At 68.6% G+C, this 22,770-nt stretch carries 18 protein-coding genes and 6 pseudogenes; 9 read left to right on the top strand and 15 right to left on the bottom strand.

Features of this window, described 5'->3' with window-relative positions; all coding sequences use genetic code 11:
• The 11 genes and pseudogenes from P1P75_RS11040 to P1P75_RS10990 form a co-directional block, all read right to left on the bottom strand.
• Window positions 1-204 carry a hypothetical protein gene (locus P1P75_RS11040; protein ID WP_319254045.1) on the bottom strand — a complete coding sequence of 68 codons (204 nt, stop codon included), beginning with the start codon at window positions 202-204 and terminating at the stop codon, window positions 1-3.
• A 73-nt stretch (window positions 205-277) separates the two neighbouring features.
• Window positions 278-649, bottom strand: a pseudogene (locus P1P75_RS42000) (TnsA-like heteromeric transposase endonuclease subunit); the annotation flags it as partial.
• A gap of 18 nt (window positions 650-667) precedes the next feature.
• Window positions 668-880, bottom strand: a complete 213-nt coding sequence (locus tag P1P75_RS11030) for a hypothetical protein (protein ID WP_319254041.1) — start codon at window positions 878-880, stop codon at window positions 668-670.
• 95 nt (window positions 881-975) lie between these two features.
• Entirely contained in the window at window positions 976-1,686 is a 711-nt protein-coding gene (locus P1P75_RS11025) for a hypothetical protein (RefSeq protein ID WP_319254038.1), read from the bottom strand.
• Between the two features lie 806 nt (window positions 1,687-2,492).
• The gene (locus tag P1P75_RS11020; protein ID WP_319254036.1) at window positions 2,493-2,813 is read right to left on the bottom strand and encodes a hypothetical protein; all 321 of its coding nucleotides are present in this window, start codon (window positions 2,811-2,813) and stop codon (window positions 2,493-2,495) included.
• A gap of 261 nt (window positions 2,814-3,074) precedes the next feature.
• A complete protein-coding gene (locus P1P75_RS11015) occupies window positions 3,075-3,632 on the bottom strand; it encodes an XRE family transcriptional regulator (RefSeq protein WP_319254034.1) in 558 nt (185 codons plus the stop codon).
• Window positions 3,633-3,638: 6 nt separating this feature from the next.
• Complete coding sequence (locus P1P75_RS11010) at window positions 3,639-5,900, bottom strand: helix-turn-helix domain-containing protein (protein WP_319254032.1); 2,262 nt, start codon at window positions 5,898-5,900, stop codon at window positions 3,639-3,641.
• A gap of 303 nt (window positions 5,901-6,203) precedes the next feature.
• Window positions 6,204-7,232, bottom strand: a complete 1,029-nt coding sequence (locus P1P75_RS11005; RefSeq protein ID WP_319254030.1) for a terpene cyclase — start codon at window positions 7,230-7,232, stop codon at window positions 6,204-6,206.
• A gap of 48 nt (window positions 7,233-7,280) precedes the next feature.
• Window positions 7,281-7,748 (bottom strand): hypothetical protein, encoded by a 468-nt coding sequence (locus tag P1P75_RS11000; protein WP_319254028.1) that lies wholly within the window; start codon window positions 7,746-7,748, stop codon window positions 7,281-7,283.
• Between the two features lie 207 nt (window positions 7,749-7,955).
• A complete protein-coding gene (locus tag P1P75_RS10995; RefSeq protein WP_319254026.1) occupies window positions 7,956-9,206 on the bottom strand; it encodes a helix-turn-helix transcriptional regulator in 1,251 nt (416 codons plus the stop codon).
• Between the two features lie 249 nt (window positions 9,207-9,455).
• The gene (locus P1P75_RS10990) at window positions 9,456-10,022 is read right to left on the bottom strand and encodes a hypothetical protein (protein ID WP_319254024.1); all 567 of its coding nucleotides are present in this window, start codon (window positions 10,020-10,022) and stop codon (window positions 9,456-9,458) included.
• A 474-nt stretch (window positions 10,023-10,496) separates the two neighbouring features.
• Between P1P75_RS10990 and P1P75_RS10985 the strand changes: the two are divergent.
• From P1P75_RS10985 to P1P75_RS10970, 4 genes and pseudogenes are all read left to right on the top strand, one after another.
• Window positions 10,497-10,747 (top strand): annotated as a pseudogene (locus tag P1P75_RS10985) (transposase); the annotation flags it as partial.
• A 27-nt stretch (window positions 10,748-10,774) separates the two neighbouring features.
• A pseudogene (locus P1P75_RS10980) lies at window positions 10,775-11,038 on the top strand (transposase); the annotation flags it as partial.
• Window positions 11,021-11,617: a transposase gene (locus P1P75_RS10975; protein WP_319254066.1), complete on the top strand. Its 597-nt coding sequence runs from the start codon at window positions 11,021-11,023 to the stop codon at window positions 11,615-11,617. The pseudogene P1P75_RS10980 and the gene P1P75_RS10975, both read left to right, overlap by 18 nt.
• 176 nt (window positions 11,618-11,793) lie before the next feature.
• Window positions 11,794-11,991 (top strand): annotated as a pseudogene (locus P1P75_RS10970) (IS3 family transposase); the annotation flags it as partial.
• A gap of 336 nt (window positions 11,992-12,327) precedes the next feature.
• On the opposite strand, the gene P1P75_RS10965 reads toward P1P75_RS10970, so the two are convergent.
• Complete coding sequence (locus P1P75_RS10965) at window positions 12,328-13,797, bottom strand: non-reducing end alpha-L-arabinofuranosidase family hydrolase (RefSeq protein ID WP_319254022.1); 1,470 nt, start codon at window positions 13,795-13,797, stop codon at window positions 12,328-12,330.
• 352 nt (window positions 13,798-14,149) lie between these two features.
• Between P1P75_RS10965 and P1P75_RS10960 the strand changes: the two genes are divergently transcribed.
• The 3 genes and pseudogenes from P1P75_RS10960 to P1P75_RS10950 all read left to right on the top strand — a co-directional run bounded on the left by P1P75_RS10960 (window position 14,150) and on the right by P1P75_RS10950 (window position 17,185).
• On the top strand, window positions 14,150-14,506 hold the full coding sequence (locus P1P75_RS10960) for a hypothetical protein (RefSeq protein WP_319254020.1): 357 nt from the start codon (window positions 14,150-14,152) through the stop codon (window positions 14,504-14,506).
• Window positions 14,507-14,606: 100 nt separating this feature from the next.
• Window positions 14,607-14,717: pseudogene (locus P1P75_RS10955) on the top strand (transposase); the annotation flags it as partial.
• 1,358 nt (window positions 14,718-16,075) lie between these two features.
• On the top strand, window positions 16,076-17,185 hold the full coding sequence (locus tag P1P75_RS10950) for a hypothetical protein (RefSeq protein WP_319254064.1): 1,110 nt from the start codon (window positions 16,076-16,078) through the stop codon (window positions 17,183-17,185).
• Window positions 17,186-17,618: 433 nt separating this feature from the next.
• Here the strand turns inward: P1P75_RS10950 and P1P75_RS10945 are convergent, their stop codons facing one another.
• Together P1P75_RS10945 and P1P75_RS10940 are read right to left on the bottom strand one after the other, a co-directional pair.
• The gene (locus tag P1P75_RS10945; RefSeq protein ID WP_319254018.1) at window positions 17,619-18,842 is read right to left on the bottom strand and encodes a hypothetical protein; all 1,224 of its coding nucleotides are present in this window, start codon (window positions 18,840-18,842) and stop codon (window positions 17,619-17,621) included.
• A 240-nt stretch (window positions 18,843-19,082) separates the two neighbouring features.
• Entirely contained in the window at window positions 19,083-20,006 is a 924-nt protein-coding gene (locus tag P1P75_RS10940) for a hypothetical protein (RefSeq protein ID WP_319254016.1), read from the bottom strand.
• 271 nt (window positions 20,007-20,277) lie between these two features.
• Between P1P75_RS10940 and P1P75_RS10935 the strand changes: the two are divergent.
• Both P1P75_RS10935 and P1P75_RS10930 read left to right on the top strand, forming a co-directional pair.
• A pseudogene (locus P1P75_RS10935) lies at window positions 20,278-21,053 on the top strand (transposase).
• Between the two features lie 88 nt (window positions 21,054-21,141).
• Entirely contained in the window at window positions 21,142-22,374 is a 1,233-nt protein-coding gene (locus tag P1P75_RS10930) for a SpoIIE family protein phosphatase (RefSeq protein WP_319254014.1), read from the top strand.
• Here the strand turns inward: P1P75_RS10930 and P1P75_RS10925 are convergent.
• Window positions 22,361-22,651, bottom strand: coding sequence for a hypothetical protein (locus P1P75_RS10925; protein ID WP_319254070.1), 291 nt, complete (start codon window positions 22,649-22,651; stop codon window positions 22,361-22,363). The genes P1P75_RS10930 and P1P75_RS10925 overlap by 14 nt on opposite strands.
• Window positions 22,652-22,770 lie beyond the last annotated feature (119 nt).

Raw genomic sequence — 22,770 nt, 5'->3', positions numbered from 1 at the left:
CTAGCGCTTGCGTTTCACCGTCCGCGCCGTGACCTCCTCGCCCAGCGCGACCAGTTCATCCGCCTTCGCCCGCTCGCGTTGCGCCAGCGATTGGCAGGCCGGGTCGTACTCGGGCTTGAGCCGGGCCCCGGCCGGGGCGTCGGGGGGCAGGCCGGTGAGGAGTTCGACCAGGTGCCGCTGCCACCACAGGGCGCGGGCGGCCACCGGGCCGGGCAGTCTGCTGCCAGAGCAGGTGGTAGAGCACCGGCAGCACGGCCAGCCGGTCGCCGACGTGCTCGGCCCCGGCGAGCAGGGGCAGGGGTTCGGCGAAGACTTCCCGTAGCCGGTCAGCCGATGGCGCGTGATAGCAGCGGCCGTGGCGGTAGCGGGACAGCCAGCGCAGGTTCACCCGGTAGGGCTGGCGCAGGTCGCCAACGTGACGAAACTGCCAGCCCACCTCCTCGCAGACCCGTGCGGTGAACGCGAAGACCTCGGCGGTGTCCTCGTCGACCAGATCTTCCAGTCGCACGTCGACAACGACACCGGTGCCGTCCCGTAACCGGACAAAGTAGTCCGGGGTATGCCCTCGCTCCCGCTTCCCGTCCGTCCAAGTAAGCCGGAAGGGCTGCGAGGACAGCGCGACGACAGCGGGATCGAAGTCCAGCGCCATCGCCGCGTCCCGCTCCACTCACGACTCGTAGCCCACCTGGGTCCGCGAGGTCGCCGCCCAGTACTCACCGGTGAAGTTCTTCTGCCCGAACGAGGCGAACGACCTCACCGGCGAGGCCGGCTCGAACGCCTCGGTCCAGCAGCGTGCCAGTGGCCCGGAACGCTCGACACCGTCGGCGTCGACAAACCCGATCTCGATGCCTGAGGCGTACTCCGGGGCAGAGGCCCTCAACGCCGATCCGTCCATCGACACCCCCAGCCGCGATCTCCCCGTCGCTGCGAGGGTGATGCACCCCGTGGGGGCCCATGGCGGAGAGTTGGTTGCCGTCACTCGAAAAGGTGACGACCCGTCTCAAACCATCTGGTCGACGCAGGCCAGCAGGGATTTGACGACTCCGTGCCGGGCCGTGGCCGCTGGGGAGTCAACGCCCGGCTGGAGAGAGGAGCGCGTAGTTCGACGCGCAGTCGGATGGACGTGTCGATGGGCAGTCCCAAGCCGGCGTGGCGAAGATCCTTTGAGTAGCGTGCGATGAGGTCCAGATCCCGTAGTTGCCGCTGGAGCTCGGAGGCGAGTGCCTCGTCCGTGTCGACAACGGGGAGTTCGTCTTCTTCCTGATCGGCCAGGTACTCAAGGTGCTGGTCGATCGCCTCAACCGCCCGGCTGCTGGTCCAAGCGGCGAATTCCTGGCAGCCGAACAGGTAGGCATGTGCGGCATACAACGCCGCCGCTGCAGCCGACTCGTCCGCGTCATCCGGCCCGTCCTGGCCGTCGTTGTGGCAGTACTCGCTGAGCATGTACTCGCCGACACCGCGCTTGACGGCCGAGAAGGCCGTCGAGTCGCCGAGGACGCCCTCCCATACGGAATTCAGCAGAGGTCGCAGGCTCACGGTGAACGGCGCCTGCTCGTCCTCGGGCAGTGCCTCGTGCCAACACATCAGGCGCTCCGCGACACCGGCGGCGAACACACCACGCTCGCCGGACGACACCGCCTTCAGACGCTCCTCCACCACCGCAGAAAGCTCCCGCCACCTATCCATTTGAAGCCACCCCAGATTCGCAATGCCAGCGTGCTCACGCCAGCCGAGGCGATCATCGCAGTCACCAGTGACAGCTCCACCCGTGAGCCCTCAGCGGCCCGTACTCTCGTCGACGCCGCTGTGTCCCACTCGCGCTTCTAGCTAGTCTGCGGGCATGACGGAGCACCCCGGATTCGGCACGATGCTGGCGTGGCTGCTGGACCACAGAGAGCTCGGCGCGCAGGAACTGGCCGACCGCGCCGGGCTGAACGCAGACGAGGTCCGCGCAGTGCTCGCGGGAGAGCCCCGGCGAGGAACTCCTCCGACGGCTCGGGCCCGCACTGGGCTTCCACGCCGTCGATCTGTTCATCCTCGCGAGGCTGGCGGTCCCGGACGACATGGCGCCATGCGGGGTGACTCCCACGACGCGCACCTCATGGAACCGCCCGGATCCGACACCTGCTGACAGTCCCGGCGGACCAGATCATCTGAGACGCCGAGAGAATGGAACCAGATCATTTGAGACCGGGACCAGATCGCCTGAGACGGGACACGGAAGTTGGACAACACCTACTCCGTGCACTTGAGCCGTAGCACGATAGTTGTCACCATCGGTCTCCGCTGACCTGCGACTTCGACTGGGCGAAGCACGATGATTGTCACCAGGGCGGCGCGCCATCTGGCACCAGCGGCGCGTAAAGGAGGATCGGTGTCACCCGCTCCGGCTCTCCGCCAGTCGTCTGAGCTGCCCAGCAGCCCTGACGGATGGAAGCTGTGGCTGTGTCAGAAGCCGTGCGCCCGGCCATGACAGAAGCCGCTTCAACCGGTCACAGACCGGGGACATCCCTGGCTCTCTTGAGCACCGAGCTGAACGCGTCCACCATGGCGTTGCGCCGCCTCGCGTGTGCCGCCCGGTCCGCCGACACCAGCCGCGCGGCCGCGTGCACGGCGTAGGCGTCCGGATCACCGAAGGCGGTCTGCGGGTGCTCTCCCGTATCCGCGCAATGCACCGTGACATCCTTGACCGCCCGGAGCACGACTGCCCGGTCCACGCCGGGCTGCATGGCCAGCCGTACTTGGAAACGCGCCATCCACTTCTCGCGGTCCTTCTCCCTTGCCGCGTGCGTCGTCTGGTCCTTCTTCGCCACGTGCTCTCCCGGGTGATCGGCTTGCCGTCCGTCGTGGAGTTGGACGCCGAGGCATCGACTTGGGTTGCGGAAGCGAGAAATGGTGACGGTATGGGAGGCGCACCAGCTCTACCGACCGGTCCACTGTTACGGAACGTCACAGACCACATGTTCTGGCGCTGCGTGCCCTGCCCGGAAGTCCTGGTGACCACAGCCTGCCTTGGTGACAGCTATCGTGCTTCGGCTCAGCACTCGGCCCCTCAGGCCGACGGCGCATGGCCGCTACAGGTCGAACTCGAGGTGCTCGATGTCGGTGAAGCGGACCTCTTCCAGCTGGCCGGCGCGGCGGCCGCCGTCCTGGAAGTACACCTCCTTGAGTGCCTCAGCGGCCAGCCCCTGCAGGCGTTGTTCGGTGGCGCCTTGGTCCTGGGCGTCGAGGAGGCGGGCGGCGTGCTGCGGGGGCAGGGCGACGGTGAGGTGGCGGATGCGGTCCTGGTCGGTCGATCCGATCGGCGCGGTGTAGCCGAGGCGGGCGCGGGTGTCGATGACGATGCCGCCGGTGGTCGCCGCCCGCTCCTTGGCCCTGGCCCGGATCTGCGGCTGCCAGCGGGCCTTCACCTCGCGTTCCAGGCGCGCGGCGAGGTCCGGGCGGGGCTTTTTGATCTGGTCCTTGACGTACCGCTCGACGGTGCGCTGGGAGATCCGCAGCATCTGGGCGACGACTTTGGTGCCTTTGTACTGTTTGACCAGGTACCGCATCTGGGCGCCGGCTGACTTCGGGATCGGGCGGGTGAACGCCTTCTGCACCGCGGCGTCCAGGCCTTCTGCGAACATGCTCATCGCCTGCTACTCCCCGCTGTCCTTGTCCGTGACCTGCCCGTCCTTGATGTAGCGGGCGAGGTTGAGTTCGGGGGCGTCGAACCGCTCGCGGACCTCTTCGCCCCACAGGACGGACTGGGTGCCCTCGTGCTTGACCAGGCCCGGGTTGATGCCGAGCTTGAAGCCGCCCGGCAGCGGCTTGCCGTCCTTGTAGGGCAGGAAGTCCAGGGGGCTCTCGCCGTTGGCGGCGTAGACGACGCAGTCGGAGAGGACCGCGACCGGGTACTGGCCGGTGAACGCCGCGTGCTTGACGATCTTGCGGTGCAGGTTGACCCTGGTGCGGGAGATGACCGCCGCCCGGATGTCGGGCCGCCACGTTGGGCGGGACAGCGCCCGCCACGGCTCGCCAGGCCGCCAGCCCTCGCCCCGCGGGCGCTCGCGCAGCTTGCCCAGGCCGCCCTTGACCGTCGCCTTGGCCGCCGAGACGACGATCGCCAGCTCCGGGTCACGGCTCTTGTAGTCGTCCATCGCGGCGAGGAAGTCGGCCGGCGACAGGTCTGCGTGCACGCCGAGGTCGGCCATCGTGGTCAGGAAGGCGTCACGGAGGCGGTTGTACCAGCCGTCCAGGTAGCGGCCGTTGTCGTAGCGGACCCACGCCTCGATGGGAGTGATGTCGTAGCCGAGCTCTTGGGCATAGGCGACGGTCGGCGTCGCATACCAGGCCGGACCCTGAGGCCGCTCGCCCGACGGCGTGAACGGGGAGGGCAGCAAACTGGCGTCCAGGTCCGCCCACTTGTCCTTGCCGATCTTCACTCTCGACAGGTCGACGTGGGAGAGGTCGACCAGCCACGAGCCCGGCAGCTTCGCATCGAACCCCGGCGCCTTCACATGCGTCGGGCCACCGAGACCGAGGACGAGACCGTTGGCGCCGGCGGCGAAGGCCATGTTCACGTCGATGCCGACCAGATGCCGCAGGGTGCACTCGTCATCGGTCATCGGCCGCGCCCAGTCGTACGCCTCCTCGAACAGCTTCTCCGCGGGGCCGCGGACGTGGAAGCGCGGCAGATCCTTGAGGAGCGGGTGACCGTCGGGGGCCTCGCACGGCGCGCAGTTCACCGGGTCCTTACCCAGGCTGCCGGGGTTGTGCTCGGAGTGCCGCTGGCCGTCGGCGTCGGGCTCGGAGGCGCGGGTCGGCGGGTGCAGCGCGGTCATCAGCTCCAGGCCGGTCACCGCGGTCGAGCCGCGCGGGGTCATCACCCGCGACGCGTACACACCCAGCACCCGGGCAAGGTCCGCCGGCGGGAGCTGTCCGGCGTGTCCCCAGCTGCGGGGATCGAGCGCGTTCCATGAGGGGATGCACAGCTGCACGCACTGGCGGTCCGAACCGGTCGCGGGGCGGTAGATCCTCGCCCACGGCCCCAAGCCCCGCTTGGTCAGCTTCCAGTCGGTGCGCACCAGCTGCTTGATGACCTTGTGGTCTTCGGGGAGCCGCCCGGCATGGCGCTCCTCATCGGTGAGGGTCGCGGGCAGGCCGTAACGCTTCAGCGCAGATGCGGTGAGGACGATCAGCGGATCGGCGTCCTTGCCCGGACCCGACAGCCTCGGCGCCCCGAGCTTCGCCTCACGCAGCGTCCACTCCACCAGAGCCGACAGGGACTTGGCGGGCACGTCCAGGACCAGACCGCCCGTGCAGTACGCAAGGACCTGCCCGTCGGTGTCGACGTCGACGACCGCCAGAGGACCGTTCTCGAACCGCGGATCCGTGCCACCCACCGGGCTTCCGGCGGGGGCCGCCTCGCTCGCGACAGGGCGGCGCGACGTCGACGACGGCCTGGCGGTGCCCGCCGGACGTGACGCAGCGGCCGGAGCTGGGGCGACGGGAGCAGGCGCAGAGGCAGGGGTCTGGGTGTTCCCGGTCTGGGTGTTCTCCGTCGCCGTCACGACCGCGGCCTCGGCGACCGGCGCTCCGGCCCGGACTTCCGGAGCGGGGGCGGGCTCGCCGGCGGAACCCTCGGGCACCGCCGTGTCCTTCTCAGGGGCGGCGGGGGTGGTGGGGTAGAGCTCCGCAAGCTTGTCCAGCAGTCGGGCGTACGCGTCGCGCTCCGGCGGCCGCGGCTCGGTCTTACCCGCCTCCCAGCCCGACACCGTGGCCCGGCGCACCCTCAGCGCGGTGGCCACTTCATCGATCGTCAGACCGTGCGCGGCCCGCAGCCGCTTACGCTCCGCCGGCAGCGGCAGCACAGACCGGGACGCCACCAGCGCGTCGACCGCGTCGAACAACTCCGACATACAACACCTCCTGAGCAACACCATATACCTCATGGAGCGTACATGCAGCGCACAAATGCCGTATGGAATGCGTACACATGGCGTGCAAGGTCGGCTCATCATGCCGTGCCCTTCGCTGCTGGCACTGCCGTAGCGCGTTGCAAGGCCGTGCCTGGCACAGGCCATCTCGGTCTACGAGTGAACACCATGAGGAGCACAGGACGCCCGGACCCCAGGGCTCAATCGCCAGTGCTCGGCCCTGGCCGCGCAGCGCCTAGATCGCGCTCCGCACGTCAAGGGCCCGGTCCCGCTTCCGCGCCGTACTCAACTCGGTGGCTGGCGGACGCCGGTGCGCAAAACCTCGCCAAGGTGGCCCGGGCTCGAGGGCGGCACGATCCGAGGGGCGTTCCGGTAGCGCTGGGTCCCGGTCTGCCAGGCGTGGTATCCGCTCATCCACGCGGTCATGCCCCGCACGTAGCTGGCGACGTCGGCCCGCTCCCGCTCGGAGAGGGCGAGCTGCGCGCAGACGGCGGGCACCTGTCCGGCCAGGTCCTGGAAGCGCACAACGCGCCGGTCCACCTCGTTCCGGGCCGCGATGAGGGCTTCGCCGCGGGTGAGGTGCCGGGCCCGTTCGAGGACGAGGACGAGGTTGTCCATGTCGCCGCGGGCCTCCTCCTTCTCCAAGGAGTACACGTCGTTGCAGATCAGGGTGACGTCGATGGCGGCCCGGCGCATGATGCGCAGCTCGGGACTGTGGAAGGCGGACGCGGGGAGGGTGAGGCCGGCCGCGCGTTCCCCGAGTGAGAGGGGCAGGTCGGTGGCGGCTATGCCGCGCCTGACCTGTAAGTAGGCGTCGAGGTCCGCCGGGGTGCCGCGGAGACGTCCCCGCGCTTCGTGGGCATGCGCGGCGAAGTAGTACTCCCATTCGTGTGCGGTACGGGTGGTCCAGGCCGGGTGGGCACCGTCGGTGCTGCGGGCCCGGATGTCGGCGAATGCCGTTGTGCAGGGGTCCGCTCCGGGCGGCGGCGGGGCGCCGTGCGCAATGTCGATCAGGGCTTGGCAGACGCGGGCGGTCTCGGCGGGGTCCCGGCCGAGGGGACCATCGAACTGGTCGTCGAAGACGAAGAAGAACCCCATCGCGTCCGTCAACAGGTTCAGGGCCGAGCCCCGGGCGGCCGGGAAGCCGAGCGCGGCCAAGCGCGGCATGTCCCAGGAGGCGTACCAGGCCAGAGACCGGTCGTCACCGGCTAGACCAGTGCGGCGTATCCAGTGCGAGTTGTGCCGCCGGGCGCCTTCGAGGTCCGGGCTGATTTCCGTGGCGGCGGGGAGGTCGAAGTCCATGTCCTGTGGCACGGGTCCTCCTGGAGCCGTAGAGGGCGGCGCGGCGCGGGTGTGCGCACGTCATGCGCTGGCGGCTGGGGTCGTAAGGTCGAGGGCCGACGGCCCGGCGGCCCCAGCGCCCAACCGGGTTGCGGGAGAAGTCCATAGACTCGCTGACGCTCCCCGGTGTGCGCAACGCTCCGATGTCGGGATCCGGATCCGCGGGAAGCCGTCCCGGATCATCTCCGGTGTGAGGGCTTCCGTCCATACCACGCCCTCGGTGGTCCCCAGGAAGATCCGGGCGGTGCGGCGGCTGGCCGCGTGGAGGAGTTCGCCGGTGCAGGAGGCGCGTTGAGCAGCGCGGTCGCCCGTTGTCGTCCCGGCCGCCTCCAGGGACGTGCGGGTTGCCGCGATGGGCACGATCGCGTTGGCCTTGATGCCGTACGCGGCGCCTTCCGCTGTCGAGGAGGTGGTCAGTCCAGGCACGGCGCCTTTACCCACTGCGGACGCGCTGAGTCCGGTGTCGCCGAACAGGGCGTCGGAGGACATGTTGACGATCCGCCCGTACCCGGCGGCGTGGTCCCTGGCGATGACCGAATTCCTGTCACCTCGTGCGAACCTCCGCCCGGCCTCCAGCCGGATCCCTTCACGCGCGGCCCGCCGCTCAGCAGTCAGGTCCCCACCATCCGCGTACCGCATAACACCGGCATACCCCAGGAATCACCCAACGTCACCACCCGACGGCAACCCTAAAGGTCAGTAGCTGTCCAGCGGGACCCAGGCTCGCTCCCCCGCGTCGTTCCTGCCGTACCAGTAGTGCGGCATGCCCTTGATGCTGGTGGTGTGGAACGGGCGGCCGTCGTCGTCGATGCGGATCGTGCCGGTGCGGCCCTGGGAGGACCAGTCGAGTTCAAGGTACCAGCGGGCGTTGTAGGCCTGTGTCGTCGCGTGGACCTCCAGCACCTCCGGGTCCTCGGCGGAGACACGGTACGGGAAGCGTACGGCCGGGATGGTGTGCCCGCCGTCGGCACTGTTCGCGCCGTCCTTTGGCTGGGCCAGGGGGCGGTCCTCGTCGAGGTTCACGGTGAAGTGACGGGGAGTGAGATCGCTGCCGCAGCCCTGGCCCATGGAGTAGGCGTTCCCGACGGCGGGAGTGCCGAGGCTGACGACCCGGACGTGGATCGCCTTCAGGACCACGGCCGTGGACGACCGTCCCTGCACCGAGATCTGCACCTTCGTCTGTCGCCCCTGCACCGCGCCTTGCGTCGTCGCCCACATCTCGGTGTCCTGCGGGAACGGCGGCGGAGGCACCTGCGCGGACGGCTTGTCGAGGACGTAGTCGTGGTCGCAGCCCTTGTCCCAAACCAGGGCATCGACGCTCCAGGTGAGGGGCGGGTCGGCGGCGGGCTCGGTGGCCGACGGTTGCGTGGCGGACGGTTGCGCCGAACGGCCGGGTGCGCCTGTGGCGGTTGGCCCGGCGCTCCCCCCGGGGCTCATGGAGCGGGACGACGTCTCCGTCCTGGAGGAGTTCCCGTCCGAGAGGGCGGACAGACCCGCGACGCTGATGACGAGCAGCGCGCAGACGGTGGTGGTGGACGCGAGGACCCGTCGACGGCGGTGTGCGGAGCCCTCACGGTCGCCGTACCTGTCTCGCTCCCTGCCGCCGCCCCCGTCCCCATCCCCGTCGGCGTCCGTTTCCCTGTCCGGTGCGGGTGACGGAATTGCTGCCTCCGGTGAGTCGGCCGTACGCACCCGCTGCCGGGCCGCCACCGCCGACAGCCACAGTCGGTGCAGTTCGAGCCGCTCCTGAGGCGTCGTCCCGCAGAAGGTCGCGAGCCGCTCGACGGGTGCGAAGTCCTGAGGAACGCCCTCTCCCATGCAGTACCGGTGCAGTGTGGAGGCGTTCATGTTCAGCTGGCGGGCGAGGGAGCCGTAACTCCGGCCAGTGCCGTCTTTGAGCTGACGCAGCAACGCCGCGAACTCCTCGGCATCGTCCCTAACCGACATCGTTCCCCTGTCGTCCGCCCGCGATTCCGCATCCCAGGCCCTGATATCACTGCACGTCAGGTGGGCATGGGATGGTTCCTTGTTGCCCGAAGGACGGCAGTCGTCGCGCCGGCCGCCGATGGTCGACGACGTCCGATACGCAGACGCCGACGGTCGCGTTCATGGCCGCCGCGCGCTGGCCTTGGCCGCTGCCCAGCCGGACGGGGCGGGTGCCCCGTCCGGCTGGGCAGGGCAGGGCGGGCTCCGCCGTCAGTGGGCGCTCTGGGTCGCGATGTCGCTGATGTGGTTGTACCGCTCCACCAGTACGAAGAGCTTGGTCTCTTGCGTGTTCCTCCCACTGCCGAAGGTCAGCGTGACGGTGACCTCGTGTGAGTGCCCGAAGGTGCCGTTGTCCTTCACCGTCCACCGCGTGGGAACGTTCTGGGCACGCAGAACGCCGTCCACCCCGTTCTTCTCCTCCCAGGCCACCAGCCGCTTGGCGAAGTCGGGCGTCAGGTAGTGCGTGCGGAGCGCCTTGGCCAGCGCGGCGTCCGGGTTCTCGTAGTCGCCCTTCGCGTCGATGTACGCGCCATAGAAGTCGGCGACCCGGGTCACCACCTGTCCGGTCGTACCGGTGACCGACTTCGGTGCCGCGGCGGCCGGCTTCACGGCCATGGCCGACTTCGAGGCGGCGGCGGGCACCTTCGCGACGGTATGGACAGACGCCTGCGCCGATCCCTGCGCCGACACGCCGAGCCCGACGGCCAGCACGAGGCCGGCAGCAGCCACGCGGAGGCTGCTCGGACGACGACGGCGTGCGGGGGACTTCCTGTTCATGAGCGTCTTCTTTCTCTGATCCGTGTGTGATGGCTCGCGGCAGGCTCCGGCTTTCACCCCGAAGACATCTGCCGCCGTTCACCACCTCGTCCCGCGCCCGATCCCGACCCCGATCCCGGTTGCCGAACTCCGCACCTCCGGTGCCCGGACACACAAGTGCCGGTGCGAGGGTGCGGGGTGGATGTCGTCGCCGTGCCACTGCTTGCGCCTCGGCCGGTGCGACACCCAGAGCTTCGAGGACGCCTGCGGTCCCCCACAACAGCAGCCCCCGCATCCCCGACGGCAGATCGATCCCACCCACGCTGACCTGCGGAAAAGGCAGTATCGGGAATGCCCTGGGACACGTCGTCAGTCCCCTGCGGGACCGCCCGATGGCATCGTCGTTCGGCTCACGAGCCGGAGGCCCTTCTCGCGGGCCCCTTTCGCTGGACTGTAGGAAAAACGGTGTAACTTCGATCATGGAAGAGTGCACCTGTGACCAGCGAGAACATAGCCAAGCCGTCCGGGGCGGGGGCCACGTCGACAGTTGTGGATGACCGGTTCCTGGACGAGCTCGTGGCCCGTGCTCAGGCCGAGGATCTGCAGTTGACCGGTGAGGGTGGTCTGCTCCAGGGCAGTTGACGAAACGGCTGTTGGAGTCCGCTCTCGAGGGCGAGATGACAGATCATCTCGACTATGACCGGCATGACACGACCGGGAAGAACAGCGGCAACTCGAGGAACGGGGCCACCACCGCCGCGGGGTATGCCGCGGCGCTGGCCTTCCTGACCGCGCACGGCCACGTAATCGTGATCGGCGTGGAAGGCACCGCCTCCTACGGGGCGGGCTTCACCCGGGCCGCCCGCGCGGCGGGCCTTCACGTGGTGGAGGTCAACCGGCCCGACCGGGCCGAGAGGCGCCGCATCGGCAAGTCCGACCCCATCGACGCCTACGCCGCCGCCCGGGCGGCCCTGTCCGGACGGGCCTCCGGCGCGCCCAAGGACGACACCGTCGCCGGGATACGTGTCCTGCGCAACGCCGCCCGCTCCGCCGTCAAGGCCCGCACCGCCGCGCTGAACCAGATCGGGCACATCCTCATCAGCGCGCCCGAGGTCATCCGCGCCAAGTACGGCCGGCTGAAGGGAACAGAGCGCACCGACGTCCTGGCCCCGCTGCGGCCGGGCGGGGACGCGGTCCACACCGCGCTCAAAAGCCTCGCCCGTCGTGTCAGAGAGCTGACCACCGAGCACGAAGCCCTGACCCGGGCCCTGGACAGCGAGGTCACCGCCCACAACCCCGGCCTGCGGGCCGTCTACGGAGTCGGCCCCGACACCGCGGCCCAACTGCTGGTCACCGCCGGCGGCAATCCCGAACGCATGCGGACCGAGGCTTCCTTCGCCGCCCTCCGCGGAGCCGCCCCGGTCCCCGCCTCCAGCGGCAGAACGAACCGGCACCGCCTCTCACGCGGCGGCGACCGGGCGGCCAACGCCGCCCTCTACCGCATCGCCCTGGTCCGCATGTCCAGCGACTCCCGCACCCTCAGTTGCGGCGGACGTGAGCGGACGGGACTCAACTGCGCCGGCTTCAAGCCGTTTTGGCCGAGACTCCTTGGTTAGGGTTTGTGACTCCCGTCACCTGAAGCTGCCTCACGAAGTGATTCTCCGCCTCCCCGTGAGGAGCGACGTCGCAGCTCGCGCAGGGTTCGCTTCCCGCTTCATGATCACTTTGCGCGACTGTTGAAGTTCGTACGGTCACATTGGGGGTCGTCCCCGCCGCCATAGGCCAAGCCGCGCCTGCCGCACGACCGCAGCCACGCGCCCTGTCGACCCAAGAGCGGGCCACCGTGCAGTCGCCGCTCAGCACCGGCGACTTCGCCGACACGGCCCCGGCATCGGTATACCACCAGCTGCTCGACCAAGGCGTGTGCGTGGCCGGCGTGTCCACCATGTACCGCATCCTGCGCGAGCACGACGAGGTCCGTGAGCGTCGCCGCTCCGCCGGTCATCCCCACCAACGTATGGATCAACCAGCCGGACGACCATGCCGCCACCCAGTGATCACCTCGGACGCCGGCGACCCCGGCTCACTCGACAAACCCTGAAACCGACCGACTCACCAGGCTTGACACGTTCCGCGTCTCGTGGTCGACCAGGACGAGGCCGCCACCATCCGGGTTCTCCACATGCACGGGCGGGCTCGGCCTTGCACCGAGCCCGCCGCTCCAACTCCACCGTTCCTGATCGCTCGCTGTGACGCTCACCTTGTTCGGCGTACGTCGTTGCCCGCGAACGTCAGGACCGGAGCCGGACCTGTGTCACGCCACCGGCTAGCGCTGCAGTGTCAGCACTCCCGGCCGGTACGGCAGGAGGCCGTAGTCCCCGCCGTCGGTGCTGGGGTCGCGCCCCTGGTAGAGGAACTGCAGATTGCAAGGGTCGATGGTCTTGGTCTGATCGGGGTTGGTGCGAACCAGATCGCCGTGGCTGATGTCCCTGGTCCAGGTCGCGCCGCTGTTGGCACTGCCGGCGAAGGGGCTGGTCACGGTGTTGGCCTGCGGTGACGGTATCCAGGCGCCGTTGAGGCTGGTGGCCGTGAACGCGCGGAAGTAGCGACCGTACCCCGTGTAATTCTGGGCCTCGACCATCATGAGGTACTGGTTCTGGCCCTGGACCTTGTAGACCTCCGGCGCCTCGAACAGGTCGAGCGACGATTCGCTCATGATCTTCGTGAACGAACCGAAGGTGCCTGGGAAGTTGCCGATGGGCATGCTGGCGCGGTAGATGCCGCCCTCGTCGTCGGCGAAGAACATGTACATGTTCGTGTCGTCGCCGATGAGGGTCACGTCGAGGGGGCCCCTCTTCCGGGTCGTGCCGTCGGGATCGACAACGTCCGGGAGGGTGGTCGTGAAGAGGTCCTGCTGCGGGCCCCAGCCGTTGGGGTTGGTGGGGTCGGCCGAGGTGCGGTAGGAGAAGCTGTAGGGCCAACCCCCGTTGTAGGCGAGCACCCAGAGGTTCTTCGGGGCGAAGTAGAACAGCGTCGGCGCGATGCCGTCGAAGGGGATCGTGGTCTGGGTGGCGGTGGCCATGTCGGACCAGTTCGTGAAGGGGCTGAAGGTCGCCAATCCCCAGCGACCGTCGTTACCGGCGAGGTTGTTGTGCGACGTGGCATAGACGACGTGCTTGCCGTTGTGGACGACACTGGTGAAGTCCTTCAGTGCGGACCACCCCGCCTTCGGCTGCGCCAACGGGCCGGTCGATGTCCAGCGGTACGTCGACGGAAGAGCACACGAGTTGCTCGCCCCGGCAAGGCCGGTCCACTTCTGGTTGGTGCCGCCGTGGCACGACCAGATCTGCACCGCCGTGCCGTTGGTCTTACCCCAGCCCGCGACCTCCAGGCACAGCCCGGACCGCACGCCGACGATCGTGCCGTCGGCGCTGACCCGCCACTGCTGGTTGTCACTGCCGTTGCACGACCAGATCTGCACCGGGGTCCCGTTCGTGGTACCGCCGCCCCGGACATCCAGGCACTTGTTGCCGTATACGGTCAGCTGGGCGCTGTCCGTCAACGTCCACTGCTGGTTGATCCCACCGTGGCAGTCCCAGATCTGCACGTTCGCGCCGTCGGCCTGGCTGAGGCCCGACACATCGAGACACTTGCCGGAATCAACACCGCGCACGTCGCTGGTGATGGCCGCCTGAGCCGGGCCGGCGACGAGCAGCGCCACCAACGCGGCCAGGGCCGCAACCACGGCGGCGAGCACCGCAGGCGGACGTCTGCGGCTGAAAATACGTCTGTGCATAAGGACCTCGTCATCCTTGAGCAAGCGACTCCGGTTTGGCCCGTCAGGGGCTGTCCGGAGGCGGTGAGGTGCGGCCCTGGAGTGTTCGACATAGCGAACGCGGGTCGAAGTGTCGAGCAACTGGATAATAGGGTTCCGGTGATCAGCGTCAATACCTCTCGCAAAAATCGCGGCACAAACGTTCGCAGGCTGAAACCAGGCGGCTTCAAGTTCCCTGGTTGTACGGGTCTTGGGCGTGAGGGGCAGGTAGCGGTGCGGGCACGGGCTTGGTGATCATTACGGACCCCGACCAGATCGCTCACCTGAGCCTCTGGTTCGGCTCGGTGCCCGACCCGCGCTCGCGGCGGGGCCGGTGGCACTCACTGACGCCGGTCCGGTCGACGTGTGCCTGCGGCGGTCGTCTGCGGAGCGGGGAGCGTCGAGAACTCGCCGAGCGAGGTGCGAGTGGCCGGGCGAGCAGTCCTGCTCATCCCGCACCGCAGCGACGCGGCCGATTAAGGCGCTGCCCGGCGACTACCGCAAGATCCTGGCCATCGTGCGGGAGGCCGACGGCCCGGTGCAAGTCAGGGCGGTCGGCGAGCGGATGGGACTGGATGCCTCGGTGCGCGGCAAACTGGAGCCGCTGCGGGCGAAGATGACCAAGCTCGCCGACCGCGGCCGTCTGCACAAGCGTCCCGACGGCAGGTTCACCGCACGCGCGCAGGCCTAGGGAGGCGAGCGCCGACGGGGCGTAACCCGCGGACCCCCGGCGGCAGTCAAGTTCGGTGTGAAGAAAGCAGCCATCCCGTCGAGGGCAGGGCCCACGGCGGGGCATCGACGCGCAGTCGGTGCGGGCCGCCGCGACGGTGTCGGCAGCCTCACGCGGATACGACGGTGGCAAGAAGGTGCCGGGCCGCAAACGGCACATCATGACCGACACCCTCTTGCGTCAGTGGCCGCATCATCGATGTCATCATCGGCCTCGCGGCGTCGTCGGCCGTGTTGTCAGTGGCCTGCGGCATGATGCGGGGCACGTGACGGCCTGCCCGACAGGGGCTTTGAGGTCGTCCTCGGCGAGGGGAGTGCTGTGCGTAGGCCGGTCGCAGGCGAGGTGCGAGTTCACGATCGTCAGATCTACGTCGAGAGCAATCCGGACTGTGCCAGACCTGACCTCGCCAAGGCGCTCGCGTACCAGATCGGGGGGTTGTGCGGGGCTGCGGTCCCAGGTGTGATCGTCCTGTCCACCGGGCTGTACGCGGGCGACGTCGGCTTTGTCGTGGAAGTCCACGACGCGGCCCCTGTGCTGGACCCGGTCTGGGATGACGTGATGGAGGTGTCCTTCCGCCCCGAGTCGGAACGCACAAGTTTGGTGCAGGGGGACGGCGAGGCCGCGTGGGACCTGGGTCTCGCCCGAACCGACTACCGGGTCCGGTACTGCGCCCGGGGGATGGACGAGGGACGGGAACTCTCCACCAGAGTGGCTGGGGAGTCCCGGGCGGACAGCTACCTCCTGCAGTTCTGGCCCGCCCCACCCCGCCCGGACGAGGTGATCCGCCACACCTCGCGGATGGCCGGGCAGCTGCACGGCTACGCGCGCGCGACGGCGCGTACGCCCGAGCAGCTCACCGAGGCCGAACGCCTGACTCGCCAGGTGTTCCAACGGGCGGCCGAGGAGCGGGCCGAACAAGCCGCCGAGGGGCGCCGCCTGCACCACGAGGAGTGGGAGTGGGGCGGGCGGCTGCCGAGCGAGAGGCTGCGCGGTGCCCGCGAGAGCAACGTCCTCGGTCTGCTCCGCTTCGACAGCGACCTGGTGCACGCCCTCGATGTCGTGGGTCCCGAGGTCCAGCGTGCAGTGGCATTGCTGGCCGCGCGGCGGGCCTGCGAGGCTGCGGGCCTGACCGATGTGCCGTGGGTCGCCCAGGCGCTCTCGGAGTCGGCAGAGGGACGCCCTCTGCCGCCGCCGTTCGACGACCCGGCCCGGATGCGGGAGGCCCTGCGCTCCGACCCTCGTGTACCGGACAGGACGGTGCTCGAAGCGATACCTCCGGAGTGGCCGCCGTACGTCCCGCCGCCGTTCGCGGACACAGGGCGCAAGGTCGTCGTGGTGCCCCTTGCCGTTACGCCGCGCATCCCGGGACGGATCTCACAGCCGCACTTCGCTCTTCCCGCCGTGCTCGCCGCCGCCAAACCCGCCCCGCTCATAGCAGCACTGGACGCGATGTGGCATGCGCTGAACACGTACGGCGAGCACTACCCCAAGCTGCTGGACGAGATCCGGTCGGTGTGCGCCGAGCGGGCAATGAGCATTGCCGCCGCACTCCGTATCCGTACCACCCCGCCGCGGCTGGTCGACGTCACTGCGGTCGCCCCGCAACTGGCCCCGCTGGCACGCACGGCGACCCGGCTGCATCCCCGCCCCGGGTCGCCCACACCGTACGACAGCTCCGTCGGCGGGCCGCTGCTGTGGCCCGCCGACGAGCCGTGGCCGCACTGCGAGGGACCGCACGGGTGGGACGGGTGGAACGAGATCCTCTCGCCCGAGGACGTGCGGCAGCGGCGACGCCTCCGGACAGCGGTGGCGAACCGGCCGGGCGGCGATCCCCCGGGGACCCGGCACACGCCCGAGGAGCTGGCGATCGAGGAGCGGATCAAGGCCGGCCGCCCGTGGCCCGAGGGCCCGATCGCCATGCTGCCCGTGGCCCAGTTGTACGTACGCGACGTCCCCTTGCTGCGCCCGCCCAAGCAGGCCGAGGCAGATCTGCTCCAAGTGCTGTGGTGCCCCTTCGACCACCCCGCGCAGCCCGAGACCGCGCTGTTCTGGCGGTCCGCCGCCACAGTCACCGACATCCTCGACACACCCCCCGAGCCGCCCGCGATCCAGTTCCCCGGCTACCTGCCGGAGCCGTGCCTGCTCGCGCCGGAGCAGATCACCGAATACCCCAACATCATGGAACTGGGCAAGGAGCTCCAGCGGCAGCTGGAAGACTGGCGCAGGTGGCAGACGGCCGGCGTTGCTCTGGACAGCTTTGACAACACGCCGTACCCGCTGGACAGCTCTGACACGCCCTGCTCGAAGGATTTCTACAACGAGCTCTACACGGGCAGGATGTCCGTCGCTCCCGGCTGGAAGGTCGGTGGATGGACCCGTTGGGGCCTCACCGATCCCCTACCCCGGCTCTGCCCCTCATGCGGCACCGAGATGGATCCGCTGCTGACCATCGCCTCGGGCGAATGGAACTCCAACTATCCCGACTGGATTCCCGACGAGGACCGAGCCCGCTCTCTGTCATCCACCACCCATCCCGAACCGCACAACCCGACCATGCTCGACCTCGCCCGAGGCTACGATCTGCAGCTGCACGTCTGCCCGGTATCCCCGGACCATCCGCACATCGAGCTGATCCAGTGAGCCGTTCCCCAGTCAGCGGCTGCGCCGCCGTCTGCCGGACTTCGGCGGCAGCCGCCAGCTCCAGTTCCAACAGGTGATGCTCTGGCGTCGGCGATCTCCAGCCGACCCGCCAGGCAATCCGTGGCCTTCACCGGTACCTCGCACGGATCCAGTAGGAACCGCGCGAGGTGAATGCCCGTCAGTTCAGGCGTCCGGCCCTGGCCGCGGAGGTCGACGAACGCGGACGCACCGCGGTCGTGATCGACGAGTCGCACCTGCTGGACCACCGGGAGTTGATGCGGACGATGACCACCAGGCCGCCCACCAGGAACACTGCTTTCCGCCGGGGTGATCTTCCTGTTGTGCGCGCACGGCGAACCTCACGCCGGATTCATCCGGAGTCACAGCTCCCGCCTCGTGGCGGTGTCCGTGTCGTCGACCGGTGCGGGAGAGCTCAGTCGGAGGCGAGTTTGCTCAGGGTAGCCGTGACCGGCCCTTCGGCCTTGAGCTTTCGAATCAATGCCTTCTTCGTCCGGTGGGCGACAACGAACTGGTCGTAGCTCTGAGCGAAAGCGCGCACGGCGCCGTCTCGTTCGGCCAGCGCAGCCAGGTCCCCCAGGAGCCGGACGACTTCGGGGTAGTGGCGGGTGCCTCGGATGGAAAGGAGTTCCGCGACGCGGGCCCATGCGGCTTCGGGATCGTGCTGCAGTTCAGCCACACGCTGGTCCCGGGCGTGCTGCGCCTCACGTTCTGCGCGCTTCCCGGCTTCGGCTTCCTTCTCTTCCTGAAGGGACTTGCGGCGTTGCTCATGCTCCATACGGGTTTCCGCCCGGGCGCGGCTCTCTTCGCGGATCGCGGCCACCGTACGAACTGGCGGAGAGGAAGCGAGAGCCGTCTGATCATGCAGAAAGTGTCGTCGCAGTACGGACAGAGCCTGGTCGCCTTCGTCGTGGAGCAGTCCGGCCAGGACCCTGTCCTTCTCCTTCGGGGCAAGGACGGCAGCCCAGTCCCGGGAGGCGCCGAGAGAGGGACGTGGTGCGGGGGGTGGGGAGTTCCTGGCTGCGGCTTCGACGAGGTCTTCATCGATGCGCAGGAACGTGGCCAGGTCGGACAAGGGTTCGGGCAGTTGAGCCAACCCCGGTGGTACCGGGGGCTCGTGTTCGCCGTCATCGAGTTCGTCGTTGCTCAGGCCCAGGAGCCAGGCGAGGTAGAGCAGGCACAGGTCGCCTTCGGCAACCTGTTCGCGGGCGCGGGTGATGGAGGGCAGCCATTCCTGACTTCTGTCTTCGTCGTATTCGTGGTCGAGGCCGAAGAGGTCCTCGAAGTCCTCGACACAGTTCTCGGGGTCGGAAGTGAGGGTGATCAGGACGTGCGGTCCGCTCTGCCGGCTGGTCGCTGAGCCGCCGGCGCAGTACGTTCTGGCGACAGCCAGGGGCAGGACGGTGGCGGGCCAACGCAGGATGACTTGACGGGTACCCCAGTTGGCGAAGTACAGATGGGCGTCGTAGCAGTCTTCCACGAGTTTCTGCGGGTCACCTTTGAAGTCGCCCCACTGATAGGTGTTCACGAAGCTGTGCCGCGTGAGGTCGGCACGCGTCGACAACGCCCGGACGTGAGCGAGCTGCCCGTCGGTCAACGGCTTGTCCGCCATGAACTGATAGTGCTGGTACTCCGACACCAGTGATCCTCCGCCTGCCGTGCTCCACTCCCCCGGTAATTCTGCTCCTTCACGGGCGGAGGATCTCAGCCTCGCGCCTGTCAACAGCTCGGGCCTCACGGCCTGCTGGTGTCGACCGGGTCGACGAGGGCGAGCAGGTGCATGGCCTTGTCGATGCGGCCGTACTCGGCGAACGCCGCCCCGAGCGGGGGTGGGGTGGCCCTCGCGGACGAACATCCGCAGACGCGGCGCCGCGCCCCGTCATCGACGACAGCCGATCCCTTCGCTGATGTATCCGGTGTCGTTGTCGGACATGAGGCAGGTCCGGTAGGGACCAAGATTCTGTCCACTGCGATCAGAGGCAATGCTGCTGGCCAGGAAGGGCGCACCGGCGTCATCCACGCGGACGGTTCCCGTCGCGTCTCCCGATCTCACCTGGACGGCAAGCCTCCATCGACACTGGCGTCGAGTCAGGGCCCGCACTTCATACACGACTGATTCTCCTTTGCCCAGCTCGTAGAAGTTCTGCGAGAAATAGGGTCTGTCGTCGAGGGAGCCGTCCTTGAGGAGAGCCTTCGCGTCGTGGTGTCCGTGATCCAGATCGACAGCAAGCGATGGGATCTCTCCTCCACCCTCCAGACCATGCTTCACGATCCCGCCGGTCGGAGCAGGAACGCACTCGAGGTTCTCCGCCTTCATGCCCTCGATCAGCGTCGGCTCTCCCCTGGCCCCACGCAGCACCAGTCGGATACGCAAAGAAAAGCCACTTTCGCTGACGCGCACACCCCCATAGGAACGTGCCATGTGATCCGCCCTGTCAACGTCCAAAAAATCGAGAGACTCGATCTTGCGCACCTGATCCGGCTTCAGTTTTCTGTGGAAGACCCAGGTCGCGCCGTCCATGTCCGGGTCCCACGACACCTGCGCGCTGGTATGGACGAGGGGGGAACCTGCCTCCTGCACATAACTCTGCAACGGCGAAACAAGCAGGAATACGAGGCCGACCGCCATGCCACCGACAAAGCCGTTGCTCCTGAGTGACGTCCTGGAGCGGGCAGCCGCCGAGGCCGCGCTTCGCCCCGCACGGCGTACGCCCGTACTGCCCCGTTCGCGCAGTGACCGCCGTCCCGGTGTTGCGTCCCCATCGGGATTGCCGTCGCTATCGTCGCTGTCGCTACCTGACACCGCTTTCTCCCCTTCGTACAGGCTCCGGCAGGTTCTTCACCTCGATGCTGCCGGAACACGACGTCCGTGACCCTACGGTGTCCAAATGTGACGGAGGGTATCGTTTCTTTCGTCACACCAGGCTGGCTACGACCGCCCGAGCGCCGGCGCAAGGGGAGCGATCGCGGCCGTCTGACCGAGCGCCACCATCACCACGCTCCGCCTGCTCAGTGCTTCCAGAAGGCAGAACACGCGCCTGGGCGTATGAGCCTGCCGGCGGTACTTCCGCTTCATGGAGGAACGCCGTGCATATCCGAGTGACCTGTCCGACGCCCGGTGGGAGTTGGTCGAGCCCGTGCTGGCGGCCTGGCGGGCCGAACGGAGCCGGCATGCCCTGGACATCGGACGCCCGCCCGAACATGACCTGCGCGAGATTCTGAACGCGATCCGAGTTTGTGGACCTCACCGGGGTGCAGTAGCGCTACCTGCCGCACGACTTTCCGCCCTGGGAAGCCGTCTACGGATACTTCGCCAAGCGGCAGAAGGACGGCGTGTTCGCCCAGCTCAACGGGCTGCTGCGAAAGTTGGTACGGCAGAAGGAAGGCCTCAGGGCCAGCCCGTCCGCCTGTGTGATCGACGCGCAGAGCGTCAAGACCTCCACGAGCGTGCCAGCCGCAAGTCAGGGCACGGACGCGGGCAAGAAGATCGTGGGCAGAAAGCGCAGTCGTCACCGACACACTCGGACTGCTGCTGGCCGTGCTGGTCACCGCGGCCAGCGTTCAGGGCTCCGCGGCCGGCGCCCTCCTCCTCGGCCAGGTCGCCACCGACCACCCGACCGTCCGCAAGGTCTGGGTCGACTACGGCTCGAAACGCTGGGCGGTCGAGCGGACCTACGGATGGCTCATGGTCCACAGGCGTCTGGCCCGCGACTGCGAATCCCTCCCGGCCCGATCCGAAGCCATGATCCAACTGGCGATAGCCGATCTCATGGCCCGACGCCTCACCGACGAGAGCACCATCTCCCGGCGCGACCCCGCAAAGCCCCACCAACTACAGAATCCGGGATGAAACAACGGGAGAAAACGACCTCTAAAGGCGCGTCACTCCTATCGTTGAGCATTAGCGAAGTGACGGTCGGCACCGAGGCGGGCAGTACATGAGGAAACAGCAGATCGACTACGCGGCGGTCTTCCACGCTCTGCCCGGCATGGTGGCTCTACTCACTCCCGACCTGGAGTACGCCGACGCCAATGAAGACTTCCTCCGCCTGGCCGGGCGTACGCGCGAGCAGTTGCTGGGGCGATACATCTTCGACGTGTTCCCGCAGAACCCCAACGATCCGGCCGCAGCCGGTCTGCGGGAGACGCAGGCATCGATGCTGCGGGTGGTGGCCACCGGAGAGCGCGACACCATGGCGCTGCTGCGCTACGACATCGAGGACCGTGAGCGGCCCGGCCATTGGGTGGAACACTTCTGGAGCCCGGTCAACGCCCCCGTGCTGGGCCCGGACGGGGATGTGGTGCTGATCGTGCACCGGGTGGAGGAGGTCACCGAACTCATCCGCGCCCGCGGTGGCACAGGCAGCGACAGCAGCCGGGCCCGCGTACTGGAGGCCGAGCTCTACACCCGCGCCCGTGAGCTGCAGGAGCTCAACGAACGCTTGCGCCGGGCTCAGGCACGCGACCGCGAGGTCGCCCTCGCCCTGCAGGAGGCCATGCTGCCCGCTCCCACTCCGGTCGGGCATCACAGGGCAGCCGTCCGATACCGGCCCGCAGTTGGCTCCCTGAACGTGTGCGGCGACTGGTACGACCTGGTCGACCTGCCCGGCGACCGCATCGCGGTCGCCGTCGGCGACGTCGTCGGCCACGGCCTGAGAGCCGCCGGCGTCATGGGGCAGCTGCGCAGCGCGCTGAGCGCCGCTGCCCGTGTCGCCGACGGCCCCGCCCGGGCGTTGGAGGCCGTCGGACTGTACGCCCGCCATGTCGAGGGAGCCGAGTCGACCACCGTGGTGAAGACCTACATCGACTGGGACACCCACACCCTCACGTACAGCAGCGCGGGCCACCTTCCTCCCGCCCTGCTCCACCTCGACGGCACCGTGACCTTCCTCGACCGGGCCACCGACCCGCCTCTCGCCGCACGCCCCGAACACGTCCCGCGGCCGGAAGCCCGTACGGCCTTCGCCGAGGGCTCTACCCTGGTCCTCTACACCGACGGTCTCATCGAACGCCGGCACGAGGACATCGACACCGGTCTGGCCCGCCTCGCCGACTCCCTCGCACGCCATGGCGAAGCCGACCCCGAGGCTTTGGCGGACGCCCTCCTGGCCGACCTCCTCCCACCCGCCGGCAACACCGACGACACGGCGCTGGTCATCATCCGCCTGTGACCCGCGGGGTCCAGAGTCCATCGATCCGCGCGCGTTCGCCGATCGGAACCTCCGTGATGCGGCGGGCGAGCAGCAGGATGCCGAGCACCATGCCGACCTCACCGGCGCACACCCAGCGCCAGGAGAAGTACGTGGTCGCGAGACCCCCGATGAGCGGCCCCACGCGGCGGCCACGGCCTTGCGGCCGCTCGTCGATCCCGCCAGCACAGCCCGGCACCTCGTCGAACTCGTCACTGCGACTTGATCCACTTCCGATACCCGCCAGGGGTCTTCGCATGCCCGCGCAAAGGCCCTGTGCGGCAGGAACTATCGAGCGTGCACCCGCGCGCCTCGGCCTCGCGAAAGGCGAACCGCACCGCCTCACCGCCGGCTGCGGACTCCGCTTCGTGCCGGCCG

This window comes from Streptomyces sp. ID05-39B, from assembly GCF_033794725.1.
Classification (GTDB): domain Bacteria; phylum Actinomycetota; class Actinomycetes; order Streptomycetales; family Streptomycetaceae; genus Streptomyces; species Streptomyces bobili.
The sequence above is the reverse complement of the archived record's forward strand: the minus strand, read 5'-3'. Positions and strand labels throughout refer to the sequence as shown.